Raw genomic sequence first — 17,650 nt, 5'->3', positions numbered from 1 at the left:
ACCGAGCCTTGGATGTGTATCGCTACAGCAATAGGCTGCACTGGAAGCGCCATGCAGTATCTCACTGTCCAGCGCTCCAACCGGCCTTGGTAGATTGGGGTCCATGGCCGAACCTGTCCAGCCTGTCGACCAGCCGGAATCCACCGAACCGACCCCGGCAGCGACGCCTGCCAGGGCGCGCAATTACGCACTGGATCTGCTCCGTATCGTCAGCATTGCCGGCGTCGTCGCCATCCATTCCTTCGGCGAACTGGCCGGCGACGACAGCGCCCGCAACCAGCGCGACTGGATCCCGGCGGCGGTCATCGACATCGCCTTCATCTGGGTGGTCCCGGTTTTCGTGATCATCTCCGGCACACTCACCCTCGCCCCGCGCGCCCACACCACCGGCGCCGGCGACTTCTACCGCAAACGCGCCCTCCGGCTCGTGCCGCCACTGATCTTCTGGCACCTGATCTACATCTTCATGGGCAACTGGCTGATCCTCGGACGGGAACTGAATCCGGCCGAAACCGTCGCCGACATCTTCAACACCTCGGTCTACCCGCACCTGTATTTCCTCTGGCTCATCCTCGGCCTCTACCTCGCGGCCCCTCCCCTGGCCCGCTACCTCCACAGCGTCAGCCTTCACAAAGCCGGAATAACGACGGCGGTTGTCCTGGCCTTGATTCTGCTCCTCTTCATGGCCCAGGCCGCCAGCATCCAGGCCGGACTCGGGTGGCAGTACCCCTGGAACATGCTGACCCAGTGGTTCCCCTACCTGGGCTACTTCATGGCCGGCTGGGTGCTCGCCCAGGTGAGCATCAGCAGACGCACGGCGGCAACGCTAGGAGGCGCCGCCGTCGTACTCTCGGTCTTCAACATCTGGCACTGGATCAACCAAGACTCGACGCCGGTGCTGAACGTCATCACTCCGTCCAGTTATATCGGGCTCGGCGTGACGCTGGCGGCGCTGTGCATCTTCACATCCGTGTTCCACCTGCTCAAGGACTGGCGGCCCGTGCCACGGCTGGCGCGGTTTATTCTGGCGCTGTCGAACGCGGCGTTCGGCGTCTTCCTTGGTCACTACCTGATCCTGACCTGGCTCACGTTCAAGGTCCTGGGCGAAGACGTGCAGCCGACGCTGGCCACCATGACCTTCAAGTTCACGGTGGCCACCCTCGGCGCCTTCATCCTCTCCTACACAGCGCTGAGGATCCCCTGGCTGCGAAGGGTTTTCTAAACAGCTGCGCAGGCTTCTCTGAGCCTCAGGCTTCGAGGTGCTCCAGCAGTTCTGCCTCCGCCTGATCGAGGTAGCCGCGAAGCGCCTCGGCGGCTTCCTCTCGGCGGCCTTCGGCCAGGAGGTCCACCAGTCCGGCGTTCAGTTCCACGTAGTGGCTGTGGAAGTCGGGGGCATGGCGCATCGAGTGGAAGACCAGGCGCATTCTGGCCAGCACCCGGGTCATCAACTCCTGCAGGTCCGTGCTGCCGGTTCCGCGGACCAGTTCCGCGTGGAAGCGCTGGTTGGCATCGGCCATCTCGGGCACCGATCCCCGAGAAAGCGCCGCCCGGGCATCGGCAACGATCGCCTTCACGGCGGCGACGTCGAGTTCAGGTCCCCAGAGCACGGCGGCAGGCTCCAGCATCCGGCGCACGCGATAGATCTCGCGTACGCCCTCAGCTCCCGGGGAGGCAACCAGGACGCCACGGTTGGGGATGCGGGTGACGATCTGCTCACCGGCCAGGACCGTGAAGGCCTCGCGAAGCGTATTGCGGGAGACTCCGAAAGCATCGGCCAGCGCCTGTTCGGACAGCTTGGAACCGGGCAGCAGGTGCCCCTCGGCGATCCTCTCGCGCAGCAGCCCGGCCAGCCATGCCCCGGTGTGGGCGTGGGCGGCCCGGTCTCGTGCTGACTCTTCCGCTAGCGATGCGTTCAACGACATGCCACCAATCTACCGACCTATCTGCGAGCGCACGTACCCGGTCCGGCCGTGCGGGACCTAGCCAATGCGGGCCAGCTCCTCGCCTTGCGCGATGGGAGTGCCCGGCTGCGGGCCGCCCCGCGTCAGGGTTCCGTCCCGGTGGGCGAAGATAGTGGTTTCCATTTTCATGGCCTCGATCACGGCGACCGGATCCCCGGTGGCCAGTTCGGCGCCGTCGTCGGCCAACCACTTGACCAGGTTGCCGCCCATCGGGGCGACGAGCACCTCGGCGCCCACGGCGTCGTCGTTGTCCTGTTGCACCTGAACGGCGGAGCCGCCGCCGTGCAGCAGCGAGTGCAGCAGTTGCGCGGGCAGGCCGATGCGCATGGCCTTGCCGTCGACGTCGATGGTCAGCTCTTCACGCTCGCCGCCCGGCTCCGCCGCCGCGATTTCGGGTGAGGCCGCCAGCACCGCCGCGAACTCCGTTTCGATCCAGGTGGTGTAGACGCCGAACTTCTCGTTGTTGGTGAAGTCGCCGTCGCGGACCACCGCGCGGTGGAAGGGCAGCACCGTGGGCACGCCGGAAATCACCATTTCGTCCAGCGCCACCTTGGCCCGCCGGAGGGCCTGGGCACGGTCCGCGCCGCGCACAATCAGCTTGGCCATCAGCGAGTCATAGTCACCGGGAATGGTCGATCCTGAACGCACGCCCGAGTCCACCCGCACACCGGATCCCGTGGGCGGCTCGAACGCGGTGATCGTGCCGGGCCCCGGCAGGAAGCCGCGGGCGGGATCCTCGGCGTTGAGCCGGAATTCGAAGGCGTGGCCGGTGGGCTGCGGGTCCTCGGTGAGGCTCAGCGGCTCGCCCGCGGCGATGCGGAACTGCTCGCGCACCAGGTCGACGCCGGTGGTCTCCTCGGTGACCGGATGCTCCACCTGGAGGCGGGTGTTGACCTCGAGGAAGGACACGATGCCGTCCTGGCCGACCAGATACTCGACCGTGCCGGCGCCGTGATACCCGGCCTCGCGGCAGATCGCTTTGGCCGACTCGTGAATCTGCCGGCGCTGGTCATCGGTCAGGAACGGAGCGGGCGCCTCCTCCACCAGTTTCTGGTTGCGCCGCTGCAGCGAGCAGTCGCGCGTGCCCACCACCACGACATTCCCGTGCGTGTCGGCGAGCACCTGCGCCTCGACGTGGCGGGGCCGGTCCAGGAACCGTTCCACGAAGCATTCGCCGCGCCCGAAGGCGACGGTGGCCTCGCGGACGGCGGACTCGAACGCGTCCTCGATGTCCTCCATCCGGCGGGCAATCTTCAGCCCGCGGCCGCCGCCGCCGAAGGCAGCCTTGATGGCTACCGGCAAGCCGTATTGCTCCGCGAAGTCCAGCACTTCCGCCGCACTGGCCACCGGCCCGTCGCTGCCCGGTACCAGCGGGGCGCCGGCGCGGACGGCAATCTCGCGGGCGGTGACCTTATTGCCAAGCACGCGGATGGACTCCGGGGTGGGGCCGATCCAGGCCAGGCCCGCATCGCCGACGGCCTGGGCGAACTCGGCATTTTCGGAGAGGAAACCGTAGCCGGGGTGCACCGCGTCCGCGCCGGAGCGGCGGGCCACGTCGATGAGCTTCGGGATGTTCAGATAGGTCTCGGCCCCGGTGCGGCCGCCGAGCGAGTACGCCTCGTCGGCCCGGCGCACATGCAGCGCGTCTGCATCCGGGTCCGAATACACCGCCACGGACGCCAGCCCGGCATCGGTGCAGGCGCGGGCAATCCGGACGGCGATCTCGCCGCGATTGGCAATCAAAACCTTTTTCATGGACGGGGTCCTTCCTCGGAAGTCGTGGCGCCGGGGGTGCCGATCGGCTGCAGGGTGTCCGGGTCGACCAGGACAAAGCGGATGGTGGTTCCGGGCGGCAGCTGCGCCGCCACCGGCAGGTCCTCAGGTACGACGGCGGCAATCACCGGATATCCGCCCGTCACCGGGTGATCGGCGAGGAAGAGTACCGGCAACCCGGAGGGCGGAACCTGCAGGGAGCCGGCGACAACGCCTTCGCTCTTGAGCTCGCCCTCGCGGATCCGTACCAGGGGTGCGGGGGTGGCGGCGCCTTTCGCGCCGTCGGGCAATTCCAGGCGCAGACCAATCCGGTCCGAGGCGGAGCTGGCCAGCCACTGCTGGCCCGTGAGCTGCTCAAGCCCTGCCGGACCGAACCAATCGTCGCGGGGTCCGGCCGTGATGCGCAGCGTGGCTGCTTCGCCGGCGGCAATGCGCAGCGCGGAGGGCTCCGGGGTACCGACGACGTGCCGGTTGGTGGTTATGCCGACCGGCAGCACCGAACCTGCCGCCAGCGGCGCGGGTCCCAGGCCGGACATGGTGTCCGTGGATCGGCTACCGAGCACCGGCTCCACCTCGATGCCGCCACGCACGGCGACATACGCCTGCAAGCCAGTGGTGGCAGGGCCGAGGGCCAGCGTTTCGCCGTCGAGCAGCGCGAAGGGCGCGTCCTGGGCAGGCCGGCGGCCGGAGGGACTGACGGTCAGTTCCACGCGGGCGCCGGTGACGGCCAGTACCTGGTCGCCGCGGGCGCGCACTACCAGCGAGCCGAAAAGGTTCTCGATCACCGCATCCCCGCTGCCATTGCCCACCAGCCGGTTTGCCTGGCGAGCGGCCGATTGGTCCACGGCACCGGACGCGCTCACGCCGAGGTCGCCCAGGCCGGGTCGACCAAGGTCCTGCAACAGCGACCGCAGGCCCGGGGAAACTACTTCGAGGGCTGAACCGGCGGTGCCGGATTGCTGTGCGGATTGAGGCTCATTGCTGGGCAGCGCGGCGGATTCGGATGCCGCAGTAATGGATTCGCGGGCGGGCACAAACCGGACGCGGTCCTGCGGACGGATCAGCGCGGGATTCGTCCGGTCAAGATCCCACATCACCGTGCTGGTGTGCCCGATCAGCTGCCAGCCGCCGGGAGACTTGCGCGGGTACACCGCCGAATAGCCGCCGGCGAGCGCCACGGCACCGGCGGGCACGGCGGTGCGCGGAGTGTCCCGGCGCGGCACGTCAAGCACGTGGTTTTCACCCACGAGGTAAGCGAAGCCCGGGGCGAAGCCGCCAAAGGCCGCGGTCCAGAGCTGCCCGCGGTGCGCGTTGACCACGCCGTCGGAGCTGAGACCGGTGAGCCGCGCGACCTCGGCGAGGTCCTCGCCGTCGTAATTTACCGGGATTTCCACAATCTCCCCCGACGCTGCGGGGGCCGCACCAAGTTCCAAACGTTCGACGGCGGCGCGTGCCTTGAGTGCATGGGCGCGGGTGTCGCATTTGATCAGTACGGTGTTCGCAGCGGCAAGCACATCGACCTGGCCGGGCAGCGGCGAGCCGAGCAGGTGCGCATGCAGCGCCAGCACGGAGTCGAGACTCGAGAGCTCAACGAGCAAGGCGCGCGTGCCGGCGAAACGGAGCCCGGTGACGCTCACACGAAGCTCCGGACGCCGACGCCCGCGGCTTCCAGGCCGGTGCGCACGGCTGCTGCCATGGCCACGGAGCCGGGGGTGTCTCCGTGCACGCAAATACTCTCGGCCTGCACCTTAACAACGGAGCCGTCGACGGCGACGATCTCGCCGTCCTGAGCCAGCCGGACCATGTTCGCGACGACGACCTCCGGATCGTGCAGCACGGCGCCGGCCTCGCGGCGGGAGACCAGCGTGCCGTCAGGGTTGTAGGCGCGGTCCGCGAAGGCCTCGGCGACACCGCGAAGCCCTGCGGCCTCGGCCTTGGCCAGCGCCAGCGAGCCCGGCAGCAGCAGCAACGGCAGGTCGGTCCCGAAGGCCCGGACCGCGTCGACCACGGCCTGGGCGTGCCCCTCGTGGTGCACGATGGTGTTGTACAGCGCGCCGTGGGGCTTCACGTAGAGGATTTCGGCGCCGGCCGCGCGCGCCAGTGCCTGCAAAGCGCCCAGCTGGTAGAGCACATCGTCGGCCAGTTCGGCCGGGGTGCAGTCCAGAAACCGTCGGCCGAAACCGGCCAGATCGCGGTAGCCAACGTGGGCACCGATGGTGACTCCGGCGGCCACCGCATCCCGGCAGGTCTGGGCGATGGTGCTCGGGTCACCGGCGTGGAAGCCGCACGCGACATTGGCGCTGGATACGGATCGGAAGATGGCGGCGTCGTCGCCCATCTGCCAGTTGCCGAAGGATTCCCCGACGTCGCTGTTCAAGTCAATAAAAGCCATGATGTGACACCCGTCTCGTTGGTTCTTCCAATCAAGAATGCCCTACATATCAAGATTGTTCAACAATTCTCTGAAAGTTTGTTGAACAATCTCTTGCGTGGATTGTTGAACAACCTGTAGTGTCTTTCCCATCGTTCGTGTGACAGTGGTCACCAATCCAGATGGGAAAGACAATGGAAAAAACGAAACCGGTCAAGGTGCGGCCGAATCTCCAGCGCACCGCGCTGCTGGGGGCCATGTTCCTGATGGCCACCAGCGCCATCGGCCCGGGCTTCATTACCCAGACCACTGTCTTCACGGTGCAGCTGGGGGCGGCGTTCGCGTTCGCCATCCTGCTCTCCATCCTCGTGGACATAGCCGTCCAGCTGAACGTGTGGCGCGTGGTCGGCATTTCCGGCATGCGCGCCCAGGAACTTGGCAACAAGGTGCTTCCCGGGGTCGGCTGGTTCCTCGCCGGCCTGGTGTTCCTTGGCGGCCTGGTCTTCAACATCGGCAACATCGCGGGCACCGGCCTGGGAGTCAACGCCATGATGGGCCTGGACCCGAAGATCGGCGGCGCCATCTCCGCCGCTATCGCGATCCTGATCTTCCTCTCCAAATGGGCGGGCTACGCTCTGGACCGGATTGTGGTGCTGCTCGGCGCAGTGATGATCCTGCTGATGCTGTACGTGGCCATCGTCGCGGCACCTCCGCTGGGCGAGGCGCTGAAGAATACGTTCCTGCCGGAAAAGGTCGACTTCCTGATCATCACCACCCTCATCGGCGGCACAGTGGGCGGCTACATCACCTACGCCGGCGCCCACCGTATGTTGGACTCCGGCGCCACTGGCGTGGAGCATGTCAGGGAAATTACGCGCAGCTCGGTCCTGGGAATCCTGGTCACTGGCGTGATGCGCGTACTGCTCTTCCTGGCAATCCTCGGCGTAGTGGCCGGCGGGGTGACCCTGACCAGCAACAACATGGCGGCCGAGGCTTTCGGCGCGGCTGCCGGCGAAATCGGCATGCGCATGTTCGGCATCGTGCTCTGGGCCGCCGCCTTGACCTCCGTGATCGGCGCCGCCTACACCTCCGTTTCCTTCGTGACGCACACGGGAACGTCGGACCGCAAGCGCAATCTCATCACAGTCGCCTTTATCGCATTTTGCGCCGTGGTCTACATGTTCCTGGGCCAGGCACCGCAGCAGCTGCTCATCTTTGCCGGAGCGTTCAATGGCCTGATTCTGCCGGTCGGTTTCGGCGTTCTGCTCTGGGTAGCCTGGCGCCGGCGGGACCTGATGCATGGCTACGCGTATCCAAAGTGGCTGCTGATCGTGGGCGTGACGGCCTGGCTGCTGACCCTGTTCCTGGGTTGGAATTCCCTGGCCGGCCTCGTAGAAATCATGGGCTAGAGGAAGATGGAGAACATGCAGAACGTAGAGAACGCGCGGGTAGCGAATCCGGCCGCGCTGCCCGCGGACCCGGGCGCCCTCACCCCGGCACAAGCGCGCGCTGCCTTCCGCTCGGGCCTGGCCGTTCCGACGGCCGGCTGGTCACGCGGATTTGCCCAGGCGAACCTGATGATCGTGCCGCGCGAGCTCGCCTTCGACGTACTGCTCTTCGCCCAGCGGAACCCCAAGCCCTGTCCGATCCTGGGAGTGCTCGACGCCGGCGAAGTCACCGGGCCGCTGCTGGCGGGCGGAGACATCCGCACCGATGTGCCCCGCTACACCGTCTACCTCGACGGACAGAAGGTGGCCGAGCCGACGGACATCACTGAGTACTGGCGCGATGACCTTGTCACGTTCATCGTGGGCTGCTCGTTCACCTTCGAATCTGCGCTGCGCGAGGGCGGGATCCCGGTGGCGCACATCGACCAGAACGTGAACGTGCCGATGTACAAGACCAACATGCGCTGCGAGCCCGCCGGATCCATCTCGGGCCCGCTGGTGGTTTCAATGCGGCCGATCCCCGCTTCCAGGGTGGCCGATGCCGTGCGCATCACGTCCCGCTACCCGGCCGTACACGGCGCCCCCGTCCACGTGGGCAATCCCGCGGAGCTGGGCATCGGCGACTTGGGCAGGCCCGACTTCGGCGACCCCGTGCAGATTCCGGAGGGCCACATTCCCGTGTTCTGGGCCTGCGGTGTCACGCCGCAGGCCGCGGTAATGGAGTCACGGCCTGCCCTTGCGATCGGCCACGCGCCCGGGCATATGCTCATCACCGACGCGCGCGACAGCGACTATCTGGTCCCCTAGGCCCCGGAGCCGCCGGTACCCCCGCCGTCGTCGTTAGTTGTTCGGTCGCCGCCATCCGACGTTACCGGCCCGGCGGCCCTCCGTTGCGGGAACCGCTGCATCGCCCGCGACGTCTGGGCCAGGGCGAGCATCCGCAGCAGCAGTTTGCTGTAGAGAAAGGTCCCCACTGCAACCGTTCTGACCATTTGGTCCCGCGTGGACTGTTCCTCCACATGGCCGATGTCCAGGGCTGCCACCTGATCTACCGCCGCTGCGTAGGCGGACAGCACCGTGGCGTCAGGGGCCATGCCGAACTCCTCCATCTGGGCGAACAGCTCGTTTAGGGAGTTCCGCGCGGGAGAGGGCGCGTCCAACCAACGTCCGCCGGACATCAGCTCCGCGGTCCAACGGTGGTCCGGAACGGCCTCGGCCGGCAGTCCCAGCACCGTCGCCTGCGCCAGGCCGAGCAGGTTGATCACGTCCACCTCGGGATTATCGACGGCGGAAGTCAGCGTTTTGATCTTGTCCAGCCCGAGGCCCACTACCTGCCGGAGCAACCGGATCAGTTCCAGCCGGTCCAGGTGCTCCTGCGTGTACTCGGCGCGGTTGGCAGTGCCGGGGTTCCCGGGCTTGAGCAGGTCCTCGCGCAGGTAGAACTTGATGCTGGTCGCCGACACGCCGCTGGCTTGGCTCAACTCTCTCAGCTGCACAAGCGGCTCCTTCCGGATAGTGGATCGGCCGGCAACTATCCTGTATACACCAATGGATAGTAGTACTATCTTATAACCATGGAAACCTGGAACTGGCTCATTGCCACCCACGCCATCGCGGCCGGCTACGTTCTGGTGCTCGGCCCAATGAACATCTTCCGCCGCGCCAAGGACAAGGTGCACAAGGCCATCGGCTTCACCTGGATCGGCGCCATGTACTACCTGTGCATCAGCAGCTTCTGGATCCAGAGCGACGGCGGCTACACCTGGCTGCACGGCCTCTCAGCCTTCACGCTCCTGACCGTGACTCTCGGCTTGGTCAGCGCCATCCGCGGGAAGATCCAAGCGCACCGGGGCAACATGATCGGCAGCTACCTCGGGACGGTGATTGCCTTTGTGTTCGCTATCCTGGCGCCGGGCCGGCGGATCCCGCTGCTGTTCTCCGAGCAGCCGGCCACCCTGGCCTTTGCCTGCCTGCTGGTCCTGGCGACTTCGGCAGCGCTGTTCTTCACCTTCAGGAGCCTGTTCCGGAAGGCGCCGGTGGAGGAAGCGGCAGTCGCCTGACATCTCGGCGGAGGGCCGCCAAACCCGGAACCGACACCAAAAACAGCGACGCCGGCACCCGCCCAGGTGCCGACGTCGCTGTTTTGTTTGCAGGTGTTTTAGCCCTGCACGTGGGCGTCCGCGAGGTCGAATACCTCGTCGAGGATGGCCAGGCCAGCCTGGAGGTCCTCGGCGGTGATGTTCAGCGGCGGGACCACGTGGATCCGGTTGAAGTTGGCGAACGGCAGCAGCCCGCGGGACTTGCACGCGCCGATCAGTTCGTTCATCTCCGGACTCGATGCACCGTACGGGGCCAGCGGCTCACGGGTGGCGCGGTTCTTGACCAGCTCGATTGCCCAGAACATTCCGGTGCCGCGGACCTCGCCAATGCTCGGGTGCCGTTCCGCCATGCGGGCCAGCGCCGGCGCCACCACGCTCTCGCCGAGCGAAGCCGCGTTCTCCACCATCGACTCATCGCGCATGGCATTGATGGTGGCGACGGCAGCCGCCGAAGCCAGCGGGTGGCCGGAGTAGGTCAGCCCGCCCGGGTAGGGCCGCTGCGCGAAGGTGGAGTAGATCTCCTCGGAGATGGCCACACCGCCCAGCGGGACGTACCCGGAAGTCACGCCCTTGGCGAAGGCGAGCAGATCCGGCGCGACGCCGAAGTGGTCGATGGCGAACCACTTTCCCGCGCGGCCGAAGCCGGACATGACCTCGTCCGCGATGTAGATGATCCCGTACTTGGTGGCCAGCTCCCGCACGCCCTGCAGGTACCCTGGCGGCGGCACCATGATGCCGGCGGTGCCCGGGATGGACTCCAGGATGATCGCGGCAATGTTCCCCGCGCCCTCCAGCTGGATGGTGGTCTCCAGGTGCTCCAGCGCGCGCTGGGATTCCTCCGCCTCGGTGGCCGCGTGGAACTGGCTGCGGTAGAGGAACGGTGCGTGGAAGTGCACCGCACCGGCGTTGCCGTAGTCGTTGGGGATCCGCCGCGGGTCGCCGGTGACGTTCACGGCCAGCGCGGTGCCGCCGTGGTAGGAGCGGTATGCGGAGAGCACCTTGTACTTGCCGGTGTGCAGCCGCGCCATCCGGATGGCATGCTCCACCGCGTCGGCCCCGCCGTTGGTGAAGAAGATCCGGTTCAGGTCCCCCGGCGTGAGCTCGGAAATGAGCCGGGCGGCCTCGGAGCGCGCGTCGTTGGCGTGCTGCGGCGCAACGGTGCACAGCTTGCCGGCCTGCTCCTGGATCGCGGCCACCACCTTGGGGTGCTGGTGCCCGATGTTGGTGTTGACCAGCTGCGAGGAAAAGTCCAGCAGCTTGTTGCCCTCGCCGTCCCAGACGTAACTGCCGTCCGCCCGCGTGATGACCATGGGCTTGAGCTGCTCCTGCGCGGACCAGGAATGGAACACGTGCTTGCGGTCCAGCTCATACGCCCGCTTGGCCGAGGCCAGTTCCGCCTCGGTGAGCGGGGAATCGGTGGTGATGCTCATGCTGCGCTCCTTAACAACGACGGCGGGTCAAGAGTTCTGCGGGAAGCCAAGGTTGATACCGCCGTGGCTCGGGTCGAGCCAGCGGGAGGTGACCACCTTGCCGCGGGTGAAGAAGTGCACGCCTTCGGCGCCGTGGGCGTGGCTGTCGCCGAAGAGGGAGTTCTTCCAGCCGCCGAAGGAGTAGTACGCCATCGGCACGGGGATGGGCACGTTGATGCCGACCATGCCGACCTCGATCTCGTTCTCGAAGCGGCGGGCGGCCCCACCGTCGTTCGTGAAAATCGCGGTCCCGTTGCCGTACGGGTTGGCGTTGATGAGCTGCAGGCCCTCGTCATAGCTGGGCACGCGGACCACGGAGAGGACCGGGCCGAAGATCTCGTCGGTGTAGATGGACATGTCCGGCGTGACGTTATCGAACAGGGTGGGGGCGAGGAAGAATCCGTCGCCCTCGGCGTCCGGGGTCACCTTGCGGCCGTCGAGGACCATGGTAGCGCCAGCGGCCTCGCCGGCATTGATGTAGCCGGCCACCTTCTCGCGGTGCGCGGCGGTGACCAGCGGGCCCATGTCCGTGCCGCGGGTGCCGTCGCCGATCCGCAGGGTGCGGGTGCGTTCGGCGATCTTGGCGACGAGTTCGTCCGCGATGGACTCGACGGCGACGATGGCGGAGATTGCCATGCAGCGCTCACCGGCGGCGCCGTAGCCGGCGTTGACCGCGGCGTCGGCGGCTAGGTCCAGGTCGGCGTCGGGCAGGACCAGCATGTGGTTCTTCGCGCCGCCCAGGGCCTGCACGCGCTTTCCCGTGGCGGTGCCCTGCTGGTAAACGTACTGCGCGATGGGGGTGGAACCAACAAAGGAAACGGACTTGATGTCCTGATGCTGCAGCAGGGTATCCACGGCTTCCTTGTCACCGTGGACGACATTGAACACGCCGTCGGGCAGGCCGGCTTCCTTCCACAGTTCGGCCATCCAGTTCGCCGCCGTCGGGTCCTTCTCGCTGGGCTTGAGGATCACGGTGTTGCCGGCGGCGATGGCCACCGGGAAGAACCACATCGGCACCATGGCCGGGAAGTTGAACGGCGAGATGATCGCCGCCGGGCCCACGGGCTGGCGGACGGAGTGGACGTCCACCTTGGTGGAGGCGTTCTCGGTGTAGCCGCCCTTGAGCAGGTGCGGGATGCCGCAGGCGAACTCCACAACCTCCTGGCCGCGGGAGATCTCGCCGAGCGCGTCGTCGAGGACCTTGCCGTGCTCGGCGGTGATGATCGCCGCCAGCTCGGGCTTGCGGGCGTTCAGCAGCTCGCGGAAGCGGAAGAGGATCTGCACGCGCTTGGCCAGCGAGGTGTCGCGCCAGAGCGGGAACGCCGCCGTCGCCGCGGCAACCGCGTCATTCACAGTGCTGGCGCTGGCCAGAGCCACGTGCGAGGTCACCTTGCCGGTGGCGGGATTTGTCACGTCGGACACGCGTGAGCCGGTGGCCGGCGCGGTCTCGGCGCCGTTGATCCAGTGCTGAATGGTCTTCATGGGACTCCTTGAGTACGTGTTGTGGGCGTGCCCGGGCAAGCGCCGGCGTCGTGGTTTCATCCTGCCCCCATGTGACACCCCCACGGAAGGAGCACTGTGTAATCTGTTCTCCTTCGAGCTATACACTGTGTAAATGGTGCTTACGGTTGCCGACGTCCTGCAGTTGCCCGTGGTTGAGGCCGGGGAACCGGAAATTCTTGCCGGTGCGGAGAGGCTCGGCGAAGCCGTCCGCTGGGTCCACGTCGCCGAGCTGAAGGAGCTGTCCGGCCTGCTCGAAGGCGGGGAGCTGGTGCTGACCACCGGTCTGGCGTTCGAGGACTCCGCCCACGAGGCGGCGGAATTCCTCCGCGGGCTCGAGGCCGCGGGAGCCGCCGGCGTCGTCGTCGAAATCACCAGCGCGCGGCAGCAGGCCGCGGACGCCCTGCGCCAAGCCGCCCGCGACGTCGGCCTGCCCGTGGTCCTGCTGAGCCGGAAGGTGCGGTTCGTTGAGGTGACCGAGGTGGTGCACCGCAAGCTGGTCTCCACGCAGTTGGAGCAGGTGGAAAAGGCCCGCCGCGTGCACGAGGTCTTCACCCAGCTCAGCCTCGAAAGCGCCGGCGCCGAGGAGATTGTCGCCCGCACCGCGGAGCTGCTCGGCGCGCCGGTGGTTCTTGAGGACGCCTCCCACCTGGTCCTGGCCTTCGACGCCGCCGGCCTGCCCACGATGGAGGTGCTGCGCGATTGGGAAGCCCGCTCGCGGCTGGTGCACTACCGTGAGGAGACGGTCCGTTCCGGCGGCGAGCGCTGGCTGCAGACGCCGGTGGGAATCCGGGGGCACCGCTGGGGCCGCCTGGTGGTTCCCGTGCTCCAGGAAAATAACGACGACGACGCCGAATCCGCCATGGTGCTTGAGCGCGCCGGCCAGGCGCTGTCCATCAACCGGATGGCGGAGCGCGACCAGCTGGAGCTCGCCCACCAGGCGCGCGCCGGCCTGGTGCACGAACTGCGCCGGCCCGGCTCGCTGACTGAGTCCGAGGCACTGGCCCGCAGCGCGGCCATGGGCCTTCAGCCGGCGCCACTCTACGTGCCGGTGGTCTTCCGGCTGGACCGCATTCCCGGCGAAGAACCCATCGGCACCCAACGGCGCGAACGGGCCCTGCTGGACCTGCTGCACCGCGTGATGGCGACCTCGCGCACCACCGCCCTGGCCGCCAGCCTGCAGGCCGGATCCATCGCACTGCTGCTGCCGGTTCCCGCGAAGCAGCTGGCCGACCCCATGCTGGAGCGGATCTCCGGCGAGGCCGCCGAGTCCTCCGGCGAGCTGGGCTGGACCGTCGGCGTGGGCCGCGGCCGCGCCGAACTGCTCCCCGCTGCCGCCGCCGGGCTGGACGAAGCCGCGCAGGTCGCCGAGGCCGCCAGCACGCTCACCAAGGGCGCCAAACGCTTCTACCGCTCCGGCGACGTCCGGCTCCGCGGCCTGCTCTGGCTGCTGCACGAGGACCAGCGCGTGCAGACGTTCGTGGACTCGGAGCTCGGCGAACTTCTGGCGAACGATGACGGCGCCGGGCTCGACCTGCTGGAGCGGTACTTGGAAAGCGGCGGCAACAAGGCCCAGCTTGCGCGGACCGGCTACCTCAGCAGGCCCACCCTCTATGCCCGCCTGGCCAAACTCGAAACCCAGCTCGGCGTCCGGCTGGACGACGCGGAATCACGCACTTCGCTCCACGTGGCCGTGCTGCTGCACAAGCTCCTCAACCGCTGATCTTGCCAGGCTGAGCCGGGCGCCAACCCGCTGACCGTCGCCCGCAGCTATACCTAGAACTGCTATGGTTATTACATTGCAGTTCTAGGTATGGGAGGCGCCGTGCGCATCGATAAGGACCTGGTCGCCGCTTCGGCCACCCCGCTCGTGCTGGGGATTCTGATGGAGGGCGATCTGTACGGCTACGCGATCATCAAGCGCGTGAGCGAGCTGTCCGGCGGCGGCATGCAGTGGACCGACGGGATGCTCTACCCGCTGCTGCACAGGCTCGAACGGCTCGGCTATGTGTCGTCGTCCTGGGGCACCTCCGAAGCCGGACGACGGCGCAAGCACTACGCGATCACCCCGACGGGCCGGGCCGCCCTCGCCGACCGGCAGGAGCAGTGGAGCGTCGTGGCGGATGCGCTGCGGCAGGTCTGGCAGAGCGCGCAACGACCGCCCGCCGTGATCGAAGGGTGGGCATGATGGAGCAGCACGCGGAACTTGAGGCCCAGATCGGCCGGTGGCGCGGGTACGTCCAGCGGCGCCAGGCCATCTCCCCCGCCGACATCGACGAACTTGAGGACCACCTGCGAGAGCAGATCGCCGACCGGCAGGCCACCGGGCTCGACGACGAGGAGGCGTTCCTCGTCGCGATCAAGCGCCTGGGCAACCTCGACGCCGTCTCGCGCGAGTTCGCCCGCGAGCACTCCGACCGGCTGTGGAAGCAGCTGGTCCTGGTGCCGGAAGATTCCGACGGCGCAGGCACTCCCCCGTGGCGCGAGCTCGCCGTCGTGCTTGCACTTGCCGTCGGAGCCGGCCTGGCCGTCAAGATCGGGACCGTCTGGCTGAACGGCGAGGCGGTGCTGGCGCGCAACCTCGGCTTGCTCGTCTTCCCGTTCCTCGGCGCCTACTTCGCGTGGAAGCGCCGGCTCACCGCATCCGTCGCGGCGATGCTGCTGATCCCGTTCGCCGCGCTGGCGGTGGTGCTCAACGTCTACCCGTTCGTCTCGGGCGGTTCCACCGAAGTGCTCGCCATCCTGCACGCCCCGGTGGTCCTGTGGCTGCTGGCCGGAGTCGCCTACGTCGGAGGCAGGTGGCGCTCCGACAACCGGCGCATGGACTTCGTCCGGTTTACCGGTGAGCTCGCCATCTACTTCACGCTCCTCGCCCTCGGCGGCGCCGTCCTGGTCGGGCTCACCTTCGGCGCCCTCAGCGTCGTGGGCATCGACCTCGAACCGGTTCTGGAGGACTGGATCATGCCGTTCGCCGTCCCCGGGGCACTTGTCGTCGCCGCGTGGCTCGTCGAAGCCAAGCAAAACGTCGTCGAGAACATCGCACCCGTCCTCACTCGCGTCTTCACGCCCCTGACGATCGTCATGCTGCTGACCCTCCTCGCCGTCTTCACCGCCGCTGGCGGCCTTGTCGACGTCGACCGAGAGCTGCTCATCCTGATGGACGCGATCCTCGTGCTGGTCCTGTGCCTGCTGCTCTACGCGATTTCAGCCCGCGACTCGCTCGCGCAGCCGGGCCTGTTCGACGCCCTGCAACTGGTCCTCGTCATCGCGGCCCTCGCGGTCGACGCGGTGATGCTGACCGCGATGCTGACCCGCATCGCCGAATTCGGCTTCAGCTCCAACAAGATCGCGGCGCTCGGCCTGAACCTGCTGCTGCTGGTGCACCTGCTCCGGGCGGCCTGGCTCACCGTCGGGTTCCTGCGCGGGCGCCGGCCGTTCGGTGCGCTCGAGCGCTGGCAAACACGCTACCTCCCCATCTACGGCGCCTGGGCCGCCGTCGTTATTCTGGCCTTCCCGCCCATCTTCGGCTTCGCCTGATCGGCGCAAGCCGGATTTTCGCTCAGTCCTCGCCTCGGGGTCCGGGATCGGAACGTGACAGTATTCTTGGATCCGGGCGGGGACAAGGAAGAATCCGCTTGGCTCGCTGCACAACGATAAGGAAGCGGAAGCGTCGTGGAACTTAGGTGGATCGAGGCTTTCATCGCCGTTGCCGAGGAACTGCATTTCGGCCGGGCGGCGGAACGGCTGCGGATGGCCCAGTCGCCGTTGAGCCAGACAATCAGGAAGCTGGAAAGGCATCTCGGCGTCGACCTCTTCGAGCGCAATACCCGGACAGTGGCCTTGACCAGTGCAGGGCATTCATTCCTCCCGCACGCCCGCCGGATCCTGGAGGAAATGGACTTAGCCCGGAGATCCGCCCAGACGGCCGGCGAGCATGTCTATGGCCGGGTCCACATCGGGTTCTCCGGCGCACTGAATCACAAGACGCTGCCCCCGCTGACCCGCGCATTGCGGCAGCGCTATCCGGACGTGGACCTAACGCTGACCGGAGGACTGCTGACACAGGCAGCCCTGAGCCAACTTACCGTCGGCGCCCTCGACCTGTGTTTTATCGGCCTGCCCGTGAGCACAGCCAAGGTCGCCACGCGGCTGATCGCCGTAGAGCCGCTTGGTGCCACCTTGCCGCTTGACCACCCGCTGGCGCAGCAGGACTCCATCGATCTGGCCGACCTATCCGACGACAGCTGGGTCACCATGCCCGCACGGCACGGATCGTCAGTGCGGGAGGCTCTCTTTGCTGCCTGCACTTCGGCAGGTTTCCGCCCACGGGTAGCCCAGGAAATCGCAGATCCGTATACCGCTCTCTCGCTGGTGGCCGGCGGAGTCGGCGTGAGCCTCATGCCAGTTGCGGTGGCAGACATAATGCCGGCCGGAACAGTGTACGTTCCGCTGTCCCGGCCGTCCCCCACTCCTACGATCGCGTCCGGCATCGCCTGGAATCCGGAGAACGCTTCGGCCGCGCTGGCCGCCGTCCTGCAAACGGCCGACGACGTGCTGCCGACTCCCGATCGCTGAATCGGCCCCTCCCCGTTCGATTATGCTCATTTCCTACATGGTGCATGACTTTTTTAGTGTTGGACAAGACATAATCACTGCTGAGAAATTGATCTACATCACATTGGAGCCGCGGGCGGTCGAAACGTCCGCGGACCACGAGAAAAGGATCAGTCCCTCATGGCAACTTTTGCAGTCACCTACACCTACAGCGACGCCACCACCGCAGGCCGCGACGAACACCGTCCCCGCCATGTCGAGTTCCTCAAATCCGTCTTTGAAGAAGGATTGCTGATCAAGAGCGGTCCCTTCGGTCCGGAGGACGCGCCCGGCGCCCTGCTGATCATCAAGGGTGAGAACAAGGACGAGGTCGAGACTCTGATGAACCGGGATCCGTTCCACCAGAACAACCTGATCGACCAGCGCGAGATCCGCCAGTGGAACATTTTCTTCGGCGCGGACCAGAACTGAATTC

At 67.0% G+C, this 17,650-nt stretch carries 16 protein-coding genes; 9 read left to right on the top strand and 7 right to left on the bottom strand.

The genetic code is table 11. The annotated features are described in order from the left end of the window. Window positions 1–103: 103 nt before the first annotated feature. Window positions 104–1,222, top strand: a complete 1,119-nt coding sequence (locus AC3A4M_RS22425; protein ID WP_498738778.1) for an acyltransferase — start codon at window positions 104–106, stop codon at window positions 1,220–1,222. 25 nt (window positions 1,223–1,247) lie between these two features. Here the strand turns inward: AC3A4M_RS22425 and AC3A4M_RS22420 are convergent, their stop codons facing one another. Genes AC3A4M_RS22420 through AC3A4M_RS22405 form a run of 4 tightly spaced genes read right to left on the bottom strand, consistent with a single transcriptional unit; the run spans window position 1,248 to window position 6,126 of the window. Beyond that, window positions 1,248–1,922, bottom strand: a complete 675-nt coding sequence (locus tag AC3A4M_RS22420) for a GntR family transcriptional regulator (protein ID WP_498738776.1) — start codon at window positions 1,920–1,922, stop codon at window positions 1,248–1,250. Between the two features lie 57 nt (window positions 1,923–1,979). Continuing rightward, window positions 1,980–3,716, bottom strand: a complete 1,737-nt coding sequence (locus AC3A4M_RS22415; RefSeq protein WP_498738774.1) for an acetyl/propionyl/methylcrotonyl-CoA carboxylase subunit alpha — start codon at window positions 3,714–3,716, stop codon at window positions 1,980–1,982. Further along, entirely contained in the window at window positions 3,713–5,371 is a 1,659-nt protein-coding gene (locus tag AC3A4M_RS22410) for a 5-oxoprolinase subunit B/C family protein (protein WP_498738773.1), read from the bottom strand. The genes AC3A4M_RS22415 and AC3A4M_RS22410 overlap by 4 nt, the downstream gene beginning before the upstream one ends. Next, window positions 5,368–6,126, bottom strand: coding sequence for a LamB/YcsF family protein (locus tag AC3A4M_RS22405; protein WP_498738771.1), 759 nt, complete (start codon window positions 6,124–6,126; stop codon window positions 5,368–5,370). The genes AC3A4M_RS22410 and AC3A4M_RS22405 overlap by 4 nt, the downstream gene beginning before the upstream one ends. Window positions 6,127–6,299: 173 nt before the next feature. Between AC3A4M_RS22405 and AC3A4M_RS22400 the strand changes: the two genes are divergently transcribed. Both AC3A4M_RS22400 and AC3A4M_RS22395 read left to right on the top strand, forming a co-directional pair. Then, on the top strand, window positions 6,300–7,514 hold the full coding sequence (locus tag AC3A4M_RS22400) for an NRAMP family divalent metal transporter (RefSeq protein WP_498738769.1): 1,215 nt from the start codon (window positions 6,300–6,302) through the stop codon (window positions 7,512–7,514). A 15-nt stretch (window positions 7,515–7,529) separates the two neighbouring features. After that, on the top strand, window positions 7,530–8,360 hold the full coding sequence (locus AC3A4M_RS22395; protein ID WP_498738767.1) for a putative hydro-lyase: 831 nt from the start codon (window positions 7,530–7,532) through the stop codon (window positions 8,358–8,360). Here AC3A4M_RS22395 and AC3A4M_RS22390 read toward each other — a convergent pair. After that, window positions 8,357–9,049 carry a MerR family transcriptional regulator gene (locus tag AC3A4M_RS22390; protein WP_498738765.1) on the bottom strand — a complete coding sequence of 231 codons (693 nt, stop codon included), beginning with the start codon at window positions 9,047–9,049 and terminating at the stop codon, window positions 8,357–8,359. The two genes, AC3A4M_RS22395 and AC3A4M_RS22390, sit on opposite strands and share 4 nt — an antisense overlap. A 78-nt stretch (window positions 9,050–9,127) precedes the next feature. On the opposite strand from AC3A4M_RS22390, the gene AC3A4M_RS22385 reads away from it, so the two are divergent. After that, window positions 9,128–9,613, top strand: coding sequence for a DUF2306 domain-containing protein (locus AC3A4M_RS22385; protein ID WP_498738763.1), 486 nt, complete (start codon window positions 9,128–9,130; stop codon window positions 9,611–9,613). Between the two features lie 98 nt (window positions 9,614–9,711). Here AC3A4M_RS22385 and AC3A4M_RS22380 read toward each other — a convergent pair whose 3' ends face one another. Continuing rightward, window positions 9,712–11,082, bottom strand: a complete 1,371-nt coding sequence (locus AC3A4M_RS22380; protein ID WP_498738762.1) for an aspartate aminotransferase family protein — start codon at window positions 11,080–11,082, stop codon at window positions 9,712–9,714. A gap of 27 nt (window positions 11,083–11,109) precedes the next feature. Beyond that, entirely contained in the window at window positions 11,110–12,603 is a 1,494-nt protein-coding gene (locus tag AC3A4M_RS22375) for a CoA-acylating methylmalonate-semialdehyde dehydrogenase (protein WP_498738760.1), read from the bottom strand. Window positions 12,604–12,736: 133 nt separating this feature from the next. On the opposite strand from AC3A4M_RS22375, the gene AC3A4M_RS22370 reads away from it, so the two are divergent. The 5 genes from AC3A4M_RS22370 (at window position 12,737) to AC3A4M_RS22350 (ending at window position 17,646) form a co-directional block, all read left to right on the top strand. Further along, window positions 12,737–14,344, top strand: coding sequence for a PucR family transcriptional regulator (locus AC3A4M_RS22370; protein ID WP_498738759.1), 1,608 nt, complete (start codon window positions 12,737–12,739; stop codon window positions 14,342–14,344). Between the two features lie 102 nt (window positions 14,345–14,446). Continuing rightward, entirely contained in the window at window positions 14,447–14,809 is a 363-nt protein-coding gene (locus AC3A4M_RS22365; protein WP_498738757.1) for a PadR family transcriptional regulator, read from the top strand. Next, on the top strand, window positions 14,806–16,158 hold the full coding sequence (locus AC3A4M_RS22360) for a permease prefix domain 1-containing protein (RefSeq protein WP_498738755.1): 1,353 nt from the start codon (window positions 14,806–14,808) through the stop codon (window positions 16,156–16,158). Before AC3A4M_RS22365 ends, AC3A4M_RS22360 begins: the two co-directional genes overlap by 4 nt. 135 nt (window positions 16,159–16,293) lie before the next feature. Next, on the top strand, window positions 16,294–17,196 hold the full coding sequence (locus AC3A4M_RS22355; RefSeq protein WP_498639294.1) for a LysR family transcriptional regulator: 903 nt from the start codon (window positions 16,294–16,296) through the stop codon (window positions 17,194–17,196). A gap of 159 nt (window positions 17,197–17,355) precedes the next feature. Continuing rightward, on the top strand, window positions 17,356–17,646 hold the full coding sequence (locus tag AC3A4M_RS22350) for a YciI family protein (RefSeq protein WP_498738753.1): 291 nt from the start codon (window positions 17,356–17,358) through the stop codon (window positions 17,644–17,646). Window positions 17,647–17,650: the final 4 nt, after the last annotated feature.

This window comes from Arthrobacter sp. Soil_C_60, from assembly GCF_057656375.1.
The sequence above is the reverse complement of the archived record's forward strand: the minus strand, read 5'-3'. Positions and strand labels throughout refer to the sequence as shown.